Origin of the sequence: Streptomyces sp. NPDC101178, from assembly GCF_044767965.1 — a bacterium.
Taxonomy (GTDB): Bacteria; Actinomycetota; Actinomycetes; order Streptomycetales; family Streptomycetaceae; genus Streptomyces.
Window position 1 is genome coordinate 1 of the sequence record NZ_JBIWOZ010000014.1, and the last position, 15,616, is coordinate 15,616.

General features: G+C 72.9%; 12 protein-coding genes. 5 read left to right on the forward strand and 7 right to left on the reverse strand.

Annotated elements, in window-relative coordinates; translation table 11 throughout:
• Positions 1–482 precede the first annotated feature (482 nt).
• Positions 483–1,460, reverse strand: a complete 978-nt coding sequence (locus ACIRR8_RS30040) for a collagenase (protein ID WP_404070734.1) — start codon at positions 1,458–1,460, stop codon at positions 483–485.
• Positions 1,461–1,942: 482 nt separating this feature from the next.
• Between ACIRR8_RS30040 and ACIRR8_RS30045 the strand changes: the two genes are divergently transcribed.
• Positions 1,943–3,385 carry an aminopeptidase P family protein gene (locus tag ACIRR8_RS30045; protein WP_404070737.1) on the forward strand — a complete coding sequence of 481 codons (1,443 nt, stop codon included), beginning with the start codon at positions 1,943–1,945 and terminating at the stop codon, positions 3,383–3,385.
• Positions 3,386–3,482: 97 nt separating this feature from the next.
• Here the strand turns inward: ACIRR8_RS30045 and ACIRR8_RS30050 are convergent, their stop codons facing one another.
• Positions 3,483–4,466 (reverse strand): TrmB family transcriptional regulator, encoded by a 984-nt coding sequence (locus ACIRR8_RS30050; RefSeq protein WP_404070740.1) that lies wholly within the window; start codon positions 4,464–4,466, stop codon positions 3,483–3,485.
• Between the two features lie 393 nt (positions 4,467–4,859).
• Here ACIRR8_RS30050 and ACIRR8_RS30055 point away from each other — a divergent pair, with 393 nt between their 5' ends.
• A complete protein-coding gene (locus ACIRR8_RS30055) occupies positions 4,860–5,177 on the forward strand; it encodes a hypothetical protein (protein ID WP_404070743.1) in 318 nt (105 codons plus the stop codon).
• Between the two features lie 366 nt (positions 5,178–5,543).
• Positions 5,544–7,187, forward strand: a complete 1,644-nt coding sequence (locus ACIRR8_RS30060) for a DNA repair helicase XPB (RefSeq protein WP_404070746.1) — start codon at positions 5,544–5,546, stop codon at positions 7,185–7,187.
• 29 nt (positions 7,188–7,216) lie between these two features.
• On the opposite strand, the gene ACIRR8_RS30065 is transcribed toward ACIRR8_RS30060, so the two are convergent.
• A complete protein-coding gene (locus ACIRR8_RS30065; protein ID WP_404070748.1) occupies positions 7,217–7,405 on the reverse strand; it encodes a hypothetical protein in 189 nt (62 codons plus the stop codon).
• A 387-nt stretch (positions 7,406–7,792) separates the two neighbouring features.
• Between ACIRR8_RS30065 and ACIRR8_RS30070 the strand changes: the two genes are divergently transcribed.
• Positions 7,793–9,877 (forward strand): HelD family protein, encoded by a 2,085-nt coding sequence (locus ACIRR8_RS30070; RefSeq protein WP_404070751.1) that lies wholly within the window; start codon positions 7,793–7,795, stop codon positions 9,875–9,877.
• 107 nt (positions 9,878–9,984) lie between these two features.
• On the opposite strand, the gene ACIRR8_RS30075 is transcribed toward ACIRR8_RS30070, so the two are convergent.
• Positions 9,985–10,674, reverse strand: coding sequence for a copper homeostasis protein CutC (locus ACIRR8_RS30075; RefSeq protein ID WP_404070754.1), 690 nt, complete (start codon positions 10,672–10,674; stop codon positions 9,985–9,987).
• A 256-nt stretch (positions 10,675–10,930) separates the two neighbouring features.
• Here ACIRR8_RS30075 and ACIRR8_RS30080 point away from each other — a divergent pair, with 256 nt between their 5' ends.
• Positions 10,931–13,228: a heavy metal translocating P-type ATPase gene (locus ACIRR8_RS30080; protein WP_404070756.1), complete on the forward strand. Its 2,298-nt coding sequence runs from the start codon at positions 10,931–10,933 to the stop codon at positions 13,226–13,228.
• A 4-nt stretch (positions 13,229–13,232) separates the two neighbouring features.
• Here the strand turns inward: ACIRR8_RS30080 and ACIRR8_RS30085 are convergent, their stop codons facing one another.
• From ACIRR8_RS30085 to ACIRR8_RS30095, 3 genes are read right to left on the reverse strand one after another with little or no spacing between them, the layout of a single operon-like run.
• On the reverse strand, positions 13,233–14,099 hold the full coding sequence (locus tag ACIRR8_RS30085; RefSeq protein WP_404070759.1) for a biotin-dependent carboxyltransferase family protein: 867 nt from the start codon (positions 14,097–14,099) through the stop codon (positions 13,233–13,235).
• Positions 14,096–14,857 (reverse strand): allophanate hydrolase subunit 1, encoded by a 762-nt coding sequence (locus ACIRR8_RS30090; protein ID WP_404070762.1) that lies wholly within the window; start codon positions 14,855–14,857, stop codon positions 14,096–14,098. Before ACIRR8_RS30090 ends, ACIRR8_RS30085 begins: the two co-directional genes overlap by 4 nt.
• Positions 14,854–15,603 carry a LamB/YcsF family protein gene (locus ACIRR8_RS30095; protein WP_404070982.1) on the reverse strand — a complete coding sequence of 250 codons (750 nt, stop codon included), beginning with the start codon at positions 15,601–15,603 and terminating at the stop codon, positions 14,854–14,856. Before ACIRR8_RS30095 ends, ACIRR8_RS30090 begins: the two co-directional genes overlap by 4 nt.
• Positions 15,604–15,616 lie beyond the last annotated feature (13 nt).

Genomic DNA, 15,616 nt, shown 5'->3' on the forward strand with positions numbered 1-15,616 from the left:
GTGGACGGGTTAATGGTTGTGTCCCGGTTGGTGGCGGGCCAGGAGGACTCCGTGAGGGCCCGCGCCCTTGCGGTGTAGCTGGTGGCGACGGCGCGAAAGGACGTTTGACGAGGCGGACGGGGCGGGGGGGGGGTCTCCCCGCCCGCCCCCCCGCCGGGCCCCCCGGGGGCCGGCCGGCCCCCCCCCCCCACGACGCGATCGGCACGGGTCACCCGGGCCACGCGGTCGGCCGTGCCGCTGAGGCACGTGAACCACGCCCTGCCCGGGCATGCCCGTGCGGTGCCGGCCGGGGCGGCGAAAGGGGCGCCCTTGGCTGGATCGAGCCTCCGTCGCGAGCCCGGCCGACGTCTTGCAACCTATTCCTGTCGGGCGGCGGCGCATATACGGGGTGGTGGAATTGCTGATACGCAATCAATGCGACCACCGCGGTGCGCCCCTGGCCCGCGGGGCACCCTCCCCCCGGAGGGTGCCCCGCGTCCGGATCAGGTGAGCAGCCACCTGCGGAAGTCGGCGTCGTAGCGGGTGCCGATGTTCTGCTTGATGTAGGTGCGGGCGGCCTGCCAGGAGCCGGCGCGGTAGTAGCCGAGGATCTTGGTGACGTCGGCGGGCCGGTTCTCCATCAGGTAGTAGACGGCCAGGTACCCCCAGGCGTAGACACGGTCCTGATCGTGCTGCTGCGTGGTGTCGAACAGGGTGCTGAGGTTGTACGTCTGCCGGGAGGCCTCACCGGCGGCCCAGGTGTTGTGCCGGCGGAGGTAGCCGTAGGAGACGTACTCGGCCAGGCCCTCGATCCACCACAGGGTGGGGGTGGAGATGTTGGCGTTCCAGTCGCCGTACATGTTGAAGCGGCCGTCGAGGTAGTGCGTGTACTCGTGGTTGAGGTTCTTCACGGTGAACGTGGACGCGGTCTCGTCGCGGTAGGCGATGAAGCGGGCCTGGTTGCCCGGCGAGGAGGGGTTGCCCTCCAGGTACACGCCGCCGTTGTTCGTGCTGACCCCGTAGAGGCTGCCCGCCAGTCTCCGGTACTCCGAGCTGGAGTTGAACACCACGACTTCGAGGCTGGTGTTGTTGTCACCGCGGACCGGTTGGCTGTTGCTCTTCACCACGTTGTGGAAGTAGGCGGCCTGGCCGGTGAGGCTGGTACAGACGGAGCTGAGCTGCCCGCTCGTCATCTGCTGGGCACGGACGCGCAGGGTGCTGCTGCAACTGTGGTCGACCGGCAGGGTGGAGTTCACCGCCTGCGTCGCCACCTTGGCCGGGGCGCTGGAGCGCACGGCGGTCGGAGCGTCGGACGGCGCCGTGACGGCGGGGCCGTGCGGGGCCGCCACGGCGCGGGGGGCCGTGGCGCTCTGCGGGGTGCTCGCCGAGGTCGGGGCCACGGCGAGGGTCGTCACCGCGCAGGCGGCCAGAACGGAGACGGCGAGCGGTATGAGACGGCTGCGGGCCGGAACGTGGGGCATGACTCTCCCTGGGTGCGTGCCGTCGGCCGGACGGGCCGGGGCTTTCCGGGACCTGGAACCGCTGTGCCTTGCCGCACGAACGGTCCGCAGGAGCATCGGAAGGGAACGGAGACTTTCGGCCGGACGGCACCGGGCCGTCGGCTGGTGGAACTGTGGCGGGCCCCGTCGAGAGGCGACAAGGCAGGGAAGGCGGATTCCGTATACGCAAGAAAACGGGCGTCGCGGCGGTGCGCGCGCGACGGCTTCCCGTCAGGGCGTGGGCCGCTACAACTGTCCGAGATCGCACCGCCGAACCTTGTGCGTCTGTATGAAGTGACCGCCGTCAGCCGGTGCGAGACTGCCGCCCATCCCCTCCCCCCGCTCTCCGCCGCACGGCCGGTCCGGCCGACTCCGGCCGTGGACAGGGGACTTCGCCGGGCCGGGAGGGGTGATCGCGCGCCGACCAGGCGCGGCGGGGACCACGAGACGCCAGGAGGCGCACGATGGATCGACGGGACGGATCAGCCGGCACCGGGAACCGGGCGACGGGAAGGCCGGCCGCACCGGAGGGACTCTTCGGGCACGGCTGGGCGGCGACCGACCTGGCCCTGCGGCCCGTCCCCGGCGCGGCCTGGGCGGCGAAGCGGCGTGCCGCGGTCTCCGCGAGGTTTCCCGGGGAGCGCGTCGTCGTCCCCTCGGGCGGGCTGAAGGTCCGCAGCAACGACTTCGACTACGCGTTCCGGCCGCACTCCGCCTTCATCCACCTCACCGCCGAGCAGGGCACCGGGGCGGTGCCCGACAGCGTCCTGGTCTTCGAGCCGACGGGCGGCGGCCACGAGGTCACGCTCTTCGTCCGGCCGCGCTCTCCGCGCGAGCCCGGCGCCGGCAGCACCGAGCTGCACCGGGACCCCCGGCACGGCGAGTTCTGGGTGGGCCGCAGGCGGACCCTGGCGGAGACCTCCGATGCCCTCGGAATCGGCACGGACCACCGCGACCGCGTCGAGGCCGCCCTCGGCACCCGCGTCCCGACCCGGGTGGTGCGTGGCCAGGATCCGCTGGTCGACTCCCTGGTGCCGCCGTCCGCCGCCGACGAGGAGCTGCTGGCCTTCCTGTCGGAGCTGCGGCTGGTGAAGGACGCGTGGGAGATCGAGCAGGTGGACTCGGCCGTGCGTCACACGGTCGCCGGATTCCACGACGTGGCCGGCGAACTGTCGCACGCGATGCGCGCCCGGCGCGGTGAGCGCTGGATCGAGGGCACCTTCAACCGGCGCGCCCGGCTCGAAGGCCACGGCCTGGGGTTCGAGACCATCGCTGCGGCCGGGTCACACGCGTGTGCGCTGCACTGGACCCGCAACGACGGCCCGGTCAGGGACGGAGACCTGCTCCTGCTGGACGCGGGCGTCGAGGCCGACTCGTTCTACACCGGGGACGTGACCCGGACCCTGCCGGTCGGCGGGCGGTTCTCCGACGTCCAGCGCCGCGTCTACGACCTGGTGTTCGCCGCCCAGTCGGCGGGCATCGCCGCGCTGCGCCCGGGTGCGCCGTACGGTGCCTTCCACGACGCGGCCACCCGGGTCATCGCCGAGGGGCTCGACGCCTGGGGGCTGCGGCCCGGCGGCCGGCACCTGCCCCACGGTCCCGCGCTGTACCGCCGCTACACCGTGTGCGGCACGGGCCACATGCTCGGTCTGGACTGCCACGACTGCGCCGCCGCCCGTGACGAGACGTATGCCGGCGGCACCCTGGAGGCCGGCCACGTCCTCACCGTCGAGCCCGGCCTCTACTTCCAGCCCGACGACCTGACCGTGCCCGAGGAACTGCGCGGCATCGGCGTGCGGATCGAGGACGACTTCGTCATCACCGCCGACGGCGCCCGCTGTCTCTCCTCCGGGCTGCCGCGGGACGCGGACGGGATAGAGGCGTGGATGAGCGCGACACGGGGATAGCTACGACGCCCGGACCCGGCTCCCGGGTCCGGGCGGCCGGACACCGTGTCCCGCACCGGCGCCCGGCCGGCTCCTCGCGTCGGCTCGCCGCGTCGGCTCAGAGCCACCCCTCGGACTTGGCGTGCACGCCGAGCTGGAACCGGGACGACACCCCGGCGAGCGACATCAGCCGTTCGACGGCCCGCGCCAGCGTCCGCTTGCTGATGTCCAGGTTCCGTGCGGCGGCCTCGTCCGCGACCCCCGCCGCCAGCAGGGCGAGCAGCCGCCGCTCCAGGGGGCGCAGCACCGTGGTGCTCGCGCCCTCCCTCGCGGCGAGCGGCCGCGCCGACTGCCAGGCGGACTCGAACAGGGCCGACAGAGCGGGCAGCAGACTGCACGGGTGGACCAGCAGGGCCCCGTGATGGGTGTCGGCGTGCACGGAGCTGAGCGAGACCAGCGCGAAGCGGTCGTCCACCAGCATCATCTTCGCCGGTACCGAGGGCGCCATCCGGGCCTCCTCACCGGCGGCCGTGCACGGCACGATGTTTCCCTGGAAGTAGTCCGGCGTCTCGACCGAACTCTGCGCGTAGAGCACCCGGTAGGACACACCGCGGCCCAGGTTGGCGATCTCCACGGGGTTGGCGATGGTCGCCGCGCCATAGGGCGCCGTGTCGAAGCTGCGTACCTGGCTCACCGCGCTGCGCTCCAGCTCGACGACCTTGCGTTGCAGGGAAGCCTGTTCGAGGACCTCGACGGTGGGCGCTCCCGGGGGCAGGCTGTGGGCCCGCCGGTAGGACTCGTAGGCCGCGACGACCGCGGTCATCCCGGCGTTCAGGTCCGCCGTGCGTCGGGAGGCCAGGAGTTGGAGTCCGGCGGTCGGGTCCAACGGAACGACCGGATCGCCTTCCTGGCCCAGGGGAGCGAGCAGGGCGACCGACGCCAGCTCCGACAGCGCGGCGGTCAGCGTCTCTTCGGGCTCGCCCACCCGGGCGGCCAGCTGGGCCGGGGTCAGCGGGCCCGTTTCGAGCAGGCGGCTGTAGAGCGCGGCGGCCTGCGCCGAGAGGCCGAGCGAACCGAGGTGGGAATGCGTCACGTCGGACATCCTTGTCTCTCCCCGGCCGCACCGCCGGACACACAGCCGTCGCCAGGGCGTCGCATTCATGCCCGCGGCACTTCTCTGCCACAGGTGAAAGTGCGGCGAGTGTATAAAGGAAACACCGGATGAAGGAAGATCCAGGTTGCTGCATCTTCGCCTCCCGGGCCGTGTGCGACACGTACACACGAGCCCTTTCGCGCACCGGAGGGCAATCCCTGACGGGACGGCTGAATGCCGATCGGGCATTCCACCGCGTCCCGCTCCCGGTCCGCCCTCCCCACGCCGAGCGACGGGCCGGGGGCGGAACATCCGCAAAGAATCCCGCGCCCTTGACCGCAGGGACGTCCTGAACCCTGACGCGTGCGATCGTGGGGCGGCTCCAACCGAGGAGAAGGCGTCATGACCAAGCCCTATTTCCAGGTCAGCGTCCCCACCACACACCGTGAGCAGCCCGGTAGGCACGGCCTGCACATCTTCACGGGGCCGGCCTCGACCAGCGAGGAAGCCGTGCGCTGCGCCCGCGAGGCGTGTGAGGCGGCCCTCGCCGCCGGGCGAACGGCCACCGACGGCGCGCTGCCGCCAGTAGCTCGTTGGAGGGTCCGGGGTGTGTGCCGGGAATGGGCCATGGACTGGGAAGCGGCGACGGCCGCGTTCTGGGAGAACGAAGGCAGCCTGGAGTATCCGTTTCCCGTCATCCGCACACGTTCGGAAGTCTGAACACGCACGGGCGGAGGATCCGGCGGCCCACCGGGCCGGAGGGGAATGGCCTGTTCGGATATCGGCAGGCCAAAGAGGAGACGGTGAGGGAAATCCTGCCCGTGACCGGCCCGCGGCCGAGGAAAAGGTACGGGCGGACCATCAAAAACAACAGCGAGGTGACCGGAATACCCCTACGCAATCAATTCGGTCCGCCACCGGGCACACCGCCGGGCGTCCCCGTGCGGTTCGGGCCGCAGCGGCTCGGGGCCCGAGACCGGGGCTGCCCCCGGGCTCCGTACGCACTCACCCGCCCCACCCCCCGATGCGGCACACTGGACGTTTGGCCGCATCAGCGGCCGCACCCCGCAGAAAGGGCCGAAGCGCGTGACCGGACCCCTCATCGTCCAGAGCGACAAGACGCTGCTCCTCGAAGTCGACCACGAGCTGGCGGACGCCTGCCGCCGGGTCATCGCACCCTTCGCGGAGCTGGAGCGTGCGCCCGAGCACATCCACACGTACCGGGTCACCCCGCTCGGGCTGTGGAACGCCCGCGCCGCCGGGCACGACGCCGAGCAGGTCGTCGACGCCCTGGTGGAGTACTCCCGCTACCCCGTGCCGCACGCGCTCCTGGTCGACATCGCCGAGACGATGGCGCGGTACGGGCGGCTCACCCTGTCCAAGCACCCCGTGCACGGGCTCGTGCTCACCAGCACCGACCGGCCCGTGCTGGAGGAGATCCTGCGGTCGAAGAAGGTGCAGCCGCTCGTCGGCGCCCGGATCGACCCGGACACCGTGGCCGTGCACCCCTCCGAGCGCGGGCAGATCAAGCAGACCCTGCTGAAGCTCGGGTGGCCCGCAGAGGACCTGGCCGGTTACGTGGACGGCGAGGCCCATCCGATCGAGCTGGCCGAGGACGGCTGGGCCCTGCGGCCGTACCAGAAGCAGGCCGTGGAGGGCTTCTGGCACGGAGGGTCGGGCGTCGTGGTGCTGCCCTGCGGGGCGGGGAAGACCCTGGTCGGGGCCGGTGCCATGGCCGAGGCCAAGGCCACCACGCTCATCCTCGTCACCAACACCGTCTCCGCCCGGCAGTGGAAGCACGAGCTGGTGAAGCGGACGTCCCTCACCGAGGACGAGATCGGCGAGTACAGCGGGACGAGGAAGGAGATCCGGCCGGTCACCATCGCCACCTACCAGGTGCTGACCACCCGGCGTAAGGGCATCTACCCGCACCTGGAGCTCTTCGACTCCCGGGACTGGGGGCTCGTCGTCTACGACGAGGTCCATCTGCTGCCCGCGCCGGTCTTCAAGTTCACCGCCGACCTCCAGGCCCGGCGCCGGCTGGGGCTGACCGCGACCCTCGTACGGGAGGACGGGCGCGAATCCGACGTGTTCTCGCTCATCGGGCCGAAGCGGTTCGACGCCCCGTGGAAGGAGATCGAGGCGCAGGGCTACATCGCGCCCGCCGACTGCGTGGAGGTACGGGTCAACCTCACCGACTCCGAGCGGCTCGCGTACGCCACCGCGGAGGCGGAGGAGAAGTACCGCTTCTGCGCCACCACCGCCACCAAGCGGAAGGTCACCGAGGCGCTCGTACGGAAGCACCGGGGCGAGCAGACCCTCGTCATCGGGCAGTACATCGACCAGCTCGACGAGCTCGGCGAACACCTGGACGCGCCCGTCATCAAGGGCGAGACCAGCAACGCCCAGCGCGAGAAGCTCTTCGGTGCCTTCCGGAACGGGGAGATCAGCGTCCTCGTCGTCTCCAAGGTCGCCAACTTCTCCATCGACCTGCCGGAGGCCACCGTCGCCATCCAGGTCTCCGGGACCTTCGGGTCGCGCCAGGAGGAGGCGCAGCGGCTCGGGCGCGTCCTGCGGCCGAAGGCCGACGGGCACGAGGCGCGGTTCTACTCCGTCGTCGCCCGCGACACCATCGACCAGGACTTCGCGGCGCACCGCCAGCGGTTCCTGGCCGAGCAGGGGTACGCGTACCGGATCGTCGACGCGGACGAGCTGCTGGCCGGCAACTGAGCCGGGAGAGCGGGAGTGCGGCGGGGACCTCAGCGGGCCCGCCGCACCCCCGCGCCCTCCGCGTACTCCCCCAGGACGACCACGCTGAACGCCGTCGTCACGAACACCTTCACGGCGCGCACCGCGTCTCCGAGGCGATGAGGTCGGTGGTGACCGGTGACCGCGGTCGCGCCGTGCGCGGGGCCGGTCCTGCTGGGATTCAGGGTGGTGGTGCTCATGTATCCATGGTGCTCCCGTCACCCGTTCGGCCGCGTCGGCCCGCAGACGGAATCCCCACGCCGGGCGCGTAGGTCTCCGGTACCGCTCGGCCCGCACACATCCCCTACGGGTATCCCTCGCCCCTCCTCCCCCGGAGAGCCGGTAATCCGTTTCGCCGCCGGCCCGCCCTCTGGCTACAATCGCCGGTCTGCCCGCCTCCCGCGCCGCACCGACGGCCCCGGGAGCGCCGCCGACCGGACGGAAACCGGCCGACACACGCGAACGAACCTTCCGAGCGGACCGTCCCGCTCCGGCCCCCGGCCGGTGTCGGTGAACGGTCCGCCGTCCTGCGTCGAAGAGCCGTCGAGAGAGCGTCGACGAGCCGTTGAAGAGCCGGAGGCAACACCGTGCCCGCGCACGTAGCGACAAGCGATTCCACCACCGACCCCGCAGACCCCCTGGCGCACGAACGCGCCCATCTCGCCGCGTCCCGGGCCGCCCTGCGCGCGATGCGTGAGGACGTCCAGGCCCTCGACATCCGCGATGTCACCGCGAACTGGGTCAACGCCGCCGTCCTCCAGTCCCAGATCGACGACCGCATCAAGGCGCTCGCCGACCTCTCCCACACACCTCTGTTCTTCGGCCGTCTCGACTATCTCCACGCCGTCGGCGGCGAGTTCGCCGAAGGCACGGAGGGCGAGCGGTTCTACATCGGGCGCCGGCACGTCCATGACACCGCCGGGGACCCGATGGTCATCGACTGGCGGGCCCCGGTCTCCCAGCCGTACTACCAGGCCTCCCCCAGGAACCCCCAGGACGTCGGGCTCCGCCGCCGCTTCGGTTACACGGCCGGCGAGCTCACCGCGTACGAGGACGAGCACCTCACCGACCCGACCGAGGTCGCGCGGACCAGCCGGCTCCTCCAGGCGGAGATCGAGCGGCCGCGCGTCGGGCCGATGCGCGACATCGTCGCCACCATCCAGCCCGAACAGGACGAGATCGTCCGCAGCGGCCTCGGCGGGACCGTCTGTGTCCAGGGCGGTCCCGGCACCGGGAAGACCGCCGTCGGCCTGCACCGGGTGGCGTTCCTGCTGTACGCGCACCGCGAGCGGCTCGCCCGTACCGGCACCCTCGTCATCGGGCCGAACCGGTCCTTCCTCCACTACATCGAGCAGGTCCTGCCCGCCCTCGGTGAGCTGGAGGTCAAGCAGGCCACCGTGGACGACCTGGTGACGGCGGACGTGGAGGTCAGGGGGGTCGACGACGCGGCCGCCGCCGTCGTCAAGGGCGACGCCCGGATGGCCGAGGTGCTGCGCCGGGCCGTCCGCTCGCACGTCACCACGCCGACCGAGCCCGTCGTCGTGGTGCGCGGGTCGCGGCGCTGGCGGGTGCCGGGTCACGAGATCGAGGAGATGGTCGACGAGCTGCTCGCCCGGGACATGCGGTACGGCTCCGCCCACGAGGCCCTGCCGCAGCGGATCGCGCACGCCGTCCTGGTACGGATGGAGGAGGCCGGTGAGGCCCCCGACGACCGGGTGCAGAACACCGTGGCCCGCAATCCGGCGGTCAAGGCGGCCGTGAAGGCGATCTGGCCCGCCGTCGACCCGGAGAAGCTGGTGCTGCGGCTGCTGGCCGACCCGGAGTTCCTGGCCGTCCACGCGGACGGGCTGCTCAGCGCGGACGAGCAGAAGCTGATCCTCTGGGCGAAGCCCGCCCGGAGCGTGCGGTCGGCCAGGTGGTCGGCGGCGGACGCGGTGCTCATCGACGAGGCCCGGGACCTGGTGGCCCGTACGCACTCGCTCGGCCATGTCGTGCTCGACGAGGCGCAGGACCTCTCCCCCATGCAGTACCGGGCGGTGGGGCGGCGGTGTTCGACGGGTTCGGCGACCGTGCTCGGGGACCTGGCGCAGGGGACGACGCCGTGGTCCACGGAGAGCTGGGACGAGGCGCTGTTCCACCTCGGCAAGGCCGACGCGGTGGTGGAGGAGCTGACGGCGGGCTTCCGTGTGCCGCGCGAGGTGATCGCGTACGCCTCCCGGCTGCTGCCCGCGATCTCGCCGGGGCTCGCGGCGGTGGAGTCGGTGCGGGAGTCGCCGGGGTCGCTGGTGGTACGGGGGGTGGCGGGCGGGGCGGACGACCTGGACGCGGCGGTGGTCTCCGCCTGCGAGGAGTCGTTGCTGCATGAGGGATCGATCGGGCTGATCGCCGCCGACGCCCGGATCCCGGCACTGGGCGCGGCGCTCGCGGCGGCCGGTCACGCGTACCTCTCGCCCGGTGAGGAGACCACCGCGGAGTCACGGCTGACGCTGGTGCCCGCGTCGCTGGCGAAGGGCCTGGAGTACGACTACGTGGTGCTGGACGAGCCGGCGGCCGTGGTGAACGGCGAGCCGGACGAGCGGACCGGGCTGCGGCGCCTGTACGTGGCGCTGACCCGTGCGGTGTCGGGGCTGACGGTGGTGCACGCGGCGGCGCTGCCGGAGGCGCTGCGATAGTCGGACGGAGGGGCGGGGCCTGTTGCGGCGCCCGCCCCGTGCCTCCCGCCCCGTGCCTCCCGGTCAGGGCCTCCCGGTCAGGGCCTCCTGGGTCAGGGCCTCCCGGATCAGGCGTCGAGCGCCTCGCGCCACTCGCGTACCGCCGCCGCGTCCACCGGTGCCGACCAGCCGGACGGACGGGCCGCGCCGCCGATGTGGAACGCGTCGATCCCCGCCGCCCGCAACTGCGGTACGTGGCGGAGCTGGAGACCGCCGCCGACCAGGATCTGCGGCTCGTACCCGGGCTCCCGCGTACGGGCGGCCTCGGCGAGCAGCGTCGGGAGGCCCGCGTCGACCCCGTCCGGCGAACCCGCCGTGAGGAACGTGTCCAGGCCCGGCAGGTCCGCGAGCTGCTTGCGCAGGGCGTCGCGGTCGGCGGCCCGGTCGATCGCGCGGTGGAAGGTCCATCGGGCGCCGTCCAGCTCGGCGACGATCCGCTCGACGGCCACGAGGTCGGCATGGCCGTCCGCGTCCAGGAAGCCGAGGACGTACTCGTCGGCGCCCGCCGCCCGCAGCTCGTGGGCCTTCTCGATCAGTACGTCGACGTCACCGGCGGCGAACCCGTCCGCCACCCTGAGCATCACGCGCAGCGGGATGTCCACGGCCGACCGGATCGCCGCGAAGGTCTCCCGTGACGGCGTCAGACCGTCCGCGGCCATGTCGGTGACCAGTTCGAGGCGGTCTGCACCACCTGCCTGGGCGGCGACCGCGTCCTCCGCGTCGAGAGCGATCACCTCCAGGACTGCACGGTTGCTCATGGGTCCCCATTCCTCCGATACGCGGCTGTACGAAGCTGTACGCAGCTCGCAGCTATAGGTCTAGTCCAATGGCCAGCCTACGGGGCGGCCGAACGGCCGCGCAGCCTTCCATCTGAACGCATGATCGCGGACCTGCGCGACCCCACCCGGCAGATGCCTTCCGGCGCGCCTTGCGTTTCATAGGGGTGGGGGGTATACATGGGGAGAGGAAGGGATACCCCCTAGGGGTATCTGAACCCGCTCCGAGGAGGACCCCGTGCCCACCCGCTCCCCGACCACCGCCTCCGGTGCCGGCACCTCCGTCGAGCTGTCCATCGGCGGCATGACCTGCGCCTCCTGCGCGGCCCGCATCGAGAAGAAGCTCAACCGGATGGACGGCGTGGAGGCGACCGTCAACTACGCCACGGAGAAGGCGAAGGTGACGTACCGGGGCGAGGACGTCTCCGTACAGGACCTGATCTCCACCGTCGAGGCCACCGGCTACACCGCCCAGGAGCCGCCACCGCCGGAGAAGGCGGCGGCGAGGGGGACGGAGAGCGGGGCGGCGGAGACGGAAGAACCCGACCGCGAACTCACCGCGCTCCGCCAGCGCCTCGTCACCGCGCTCGTCCTCGCCGTCCCGGTGATCGCGATGGCGATGATCCCGGCCCTCCAGTTCGACAACTGGCAGTGGCTCTCCCTGACCCTCGCCGCCCCCGTCGTCACGTACGCCGGCTGGCCCTTCCACCGCGCCGCCTGGACCAACCTGAAGCACGGCGCGGCGACGATGGACACGCTGATCTCGGTCGGTACGTCGGCCGCGTTCCTGTGGTCGGTGTGGGCGCTGTTCTTCGGTACGGCGGGCATGACCGGGATGACGCATCCGTTCGAGCTGACCATCGCGCGCAGCGACGGCGCCGGGAACATCTACCTGGAAGCCGCCGCCGGGGTGACCGCCTTCATCCTCGCCGGGCGCTGGTTCGAGGCCCGCTCCAAGCGGAAGGCTGGGGCCGCGCTCCGGGCGCTCATGGAGCTGGGCGCGAAGGAGGTCACGCTCCTGCGCGACGGCCGCGAGGTGACCGTGCCGACCGCCGAACTCCAGGTCGGGGACCGCTTCGTCGTACGCCCCGGCGAGAAGATCGCCACCGACGGCACCGTCGTCGAAGGCAGCTCCGCCGTGGACGCCTCCATGCTCACCGGCGAATCCGCCCCCGTGGAGGTCACCGCAGGCGACTCCGTCACCGGCGCCACCATCAACGCCGGCGGCCGCCTCGTCGTCGAAGCCACCCGCATCGGCACCGACACCCAGCTCGCCCGCATGGCCCGCCTCGTAGAAGACGCCCAGAACGGCAAGGCAGCAGCCCAACGCCTCGCCGACCGCATCTCCGCCGTCTTCGTCCCCATCGTCATCGCCCTGTCCCTCGGCACCCTCGGGTTCTGGCTCGGCAGCGGCGCCGGACTCACAGCAGCCTTCACCGCCGCCGTCGCCGTCCTGATCATCGCCTGCCCCTGCGCCCTCGGCCTCGCCACCCCCACCGCCCTCATGGTCGGCACCGGGCGCGGCGCCCAACTCGGCATCCTCATCAAAGGCCCCGAAGTCCTCGAAACCACCCGCCGCGTCAACACCATCGTCCTCGACAAGACCGGCACCGTCACCACCGGCAAGATGACCCTCCTCACCGTCCACACCGCCGACACCACCGACGACAACGACGTGCTACGGCTGGCCGGAGCCCTGGAGCACTCCTCCGAGCACCCGATCGCGCAGGCCGTGGCGGCGGGTGCCGCCGAACGACTCGGCGGCCAATCCCCCCTCCCCACCCCCGAAGACTTCACCAACATCCCCGGACTCGGCGTCCAGGGCGTGGTGGACGGACACGCCGTCCTCGTCGGCCGGGAGCAGCTGCTGGCCGACTGGGAGATCCGGCTGCCGGAGGCGCTGGCCGGCGCCAAGGCCGAGGCCGAGCGCGCCGGGCGGACAGCCATCACGGTGGCCTGGGACGGGGAGGCGCGGGCGGTCCTGGAGGTGGCGGACGCGGTGAGGGACACCAGCGCCGAGGCCATCGAGCGGCTGCGCGCCCTCGGCCTCACCCCGATCCTCCTCACCGGCGACAACCGGGCCGTCGCGGAGGCGGTGGCGGCCGAGGTCGGCATCGGTGCCGATGACGTGTACGCGGAGGTCATGCCGGAGGACAAGGTCGACGTCGTCAAGCGCCTCCAGGCGGACGGCCGGAGCGTCGCGATGGTCGGCGACGGGGTCAACGACGCCGCCGCGCTGGCCCAGGCCGACCTGGGTCTGGCCATGGGCACGGGCACGGATGCCGCGATCGAGGCCGGTGACCTCACCCTCGTACGGGGAGACCTGCGGGCCGCCGCCGACGCCATCCGGCTCGCGCGCCGCACGCTCTCCACGATCCGGACGAACCTGTTCTGGGCCTTCGCCTACAACGTCGGCGCGCTGCCGCTGGCGGCGGCCGGGCTGCTGAACCCGATGATCGCCGGGGCCGCGATGGCGTTCTCGTCGGTGTTCGTGGTCGGCAACTCGCTGCGGCTGCGGGGGTTCAAGGGGGCCTGAGAGCTCACGCTCGTACGAAACGGACGCGTGTTCCCGGAACCGCCTGCGCCGCCCCGGCGAGGGCGGTTTCCGGTACGACGCCGACGACCGGATAGCCGCCGGTCGTCGGGTGGTCGTTGAGGAAGACGACGGGAAGGCCGTCCGGCGGGACCTGGATCGCACCCAGCACCATGCCTTCGCTGGGCAGTTCGCCGCCGCGGGCCCGTTCCAGGGCGGGGCCTTCGGTGCGGAGGCCGATGCGGTTGCTGTGCGGGGAGACCCGGTAGGCGGCGGTGGTGAGGGTACGGAGGGCGGCGTCCGTGAACCAGGAGTGGCGCGGGCCGAGATGGAGTGGCAGGACCAGCTCGGTGGGGGCGCCGGGCCAGGGGACGGGGCCTTGCGGTGGCCCGTCGGCCGCTTCGCCCAGCGGCAGCGTGTCACCTTCGCTCAGCGGGGCCGGGCCGATCCCCGAGAGGAGGTCGGCGGAGCGGCTGCCCAGGACCGGTTCCGGCTCCAGGCCGCCCGCGAACGCCAGATAGCCGCGTACGCCGGTGAGCGCGGGCCCCACGTCCAGCACCGCGCCCGCCGGAACCCGCACGGGCGCGCCCCACGCCACGGGCCGCCCGTCGACGCGCACCCGGCACCCCGCACCGCCGACGACGGCCACCACGGGCCGGTCCGGGCGGACGGCGCACCCGGTGACGGTGGTCTCCAGGAGGGCGGCGCCCGGCGCGTTGCCCACGAGCCGGTTGGCCAGCCGGGCGGCGGTCGCGTCGAGGGCCCCGGCCCGCCCGACGCCGAGATGCGCCCAGCCGGGCCGGCCCGCGTCCTGGACGGTGGTGAGGGCGCCGGGCCGGACGACGTGGAGGAGCCCGTTCCGTTCGGAGGTCATCGGCCCGTCTCCGTACGGGGTGGGGGTACGGGCCCGGGTTCGGCGGCCACGAAGCGCACCCGGGTCCCCGGCCCCAGCAGCGCCGCCGGTTCCCTGCCCGGGTCCCACAGCGCGGCCGCCGGGTCCGCCATGCGCCCGATGAGCTGCCAGCCGCCGGGCGAAGGACGCGGGTAGACCCCGGTGTACGGCCCGGCGAGGGCCACCGCACCGGCCGGAACCCTCGTACGCGGGGTCGCACGCCGGGGCACATGCAGGTGCTCGGGCAACCCGGTCAGGTAACCGAACCCCGGCGCGAACCCGCAGAAGGCCACCCGGAACGCCGCACGGGAGTGCAGCCCGGCCACCTCGTCGACACCGACACCCCAGAGCGCGGCGACCTCGTCCAGATCGGGCCCGTCGTACACGACCGGGATCTCGACCGCGTCCCGCTCCTCGCGGCGCGGGGGCGGAACGGACCAGGAGAGAAGGTCACGAGCGAGCCGGTCACGGGCGAGACCGTCGCGGGCGAGCCGGTCACGAGCTGCGGGAATGCGGCCGCTGACGTCCTCGATACCGTCGAGCAGCACGGTCCGAGCGCCCGGCACGATCTCGCGTACCCCGGGAAGTGCGCCCCGCGCGCGGCGGCGGAGCAGCTCGGCGTGGAAGGCCTCGGCCCGCTCGCCGTCGGCCAGTTCGACGAGGAGGGCGTGCGCCCCGGCAGGCAGCACGCGCACCTCCCGCGCCTCGCGCGCCTCCGTCCCGTCGTCCCCCAGCCTCACGTGAACGCCTCCACCCGCACGCCCGCCTCCTCCAGCGCCGCCCGCACCCGGCGCGCGAGGGCGGCGGCGCCCGGAGTGTCGCCGTGGACGCAGAGCGAGCGGGCCTCGACGGCGATCCTGCCGCCGTCCGCCCCGGTGACCGCGCGGTCGAGCGCCAGGCCGACACTTCGGCGTACGACCTCGTCGCCGTCGTGCACCACCGCACCCTCCTCGCCGCGCGGGACCAGCGTGCCCCGCGCGGTGTACGCGCGGTCGGCGAAGGCCTCCTCCACGGCGGGCAGTCCGGCGGCGGAGGCGTGGGCGAGGAGATGGGAGCCGGGCAGGCCGAGGACGGTGAGGCCGCCGCCCGCGAGCCGGACGCCCGCGACGACGGCGGCGGCCTGCTGCTCGTCGTGGACGGTCCGGTTGTAGAGGGCGCCGTGCGGTTTGACGTACGAGACGGCCGAGCCGGCCGCCTCCGCGAACACCCGCAAGGCGCCGATCTGGTACGCGACCTCGGCGGCCAGCTCGGCGGCCGGCACATCCATGGAGCGGCGCCCGAACCCGGCCAGGTCCCGGTACGAGACCTGCGCCCCGATCCGCACGCCGTTCGCCGCCGCCGCGTCACAGACCCGCCGCATGACGGAGGCGTCGCCCGCATGGAAGCCGCACGCCACGTTGGCGCTGGTGACACAGGCGAGCAGCGCCTCGTCGTCGGTCAGGGTCCAGCGGCCGAAGCCCTCGCCCAGGTCCGCGTTCAGGTCCATCTTCACCGGGCGC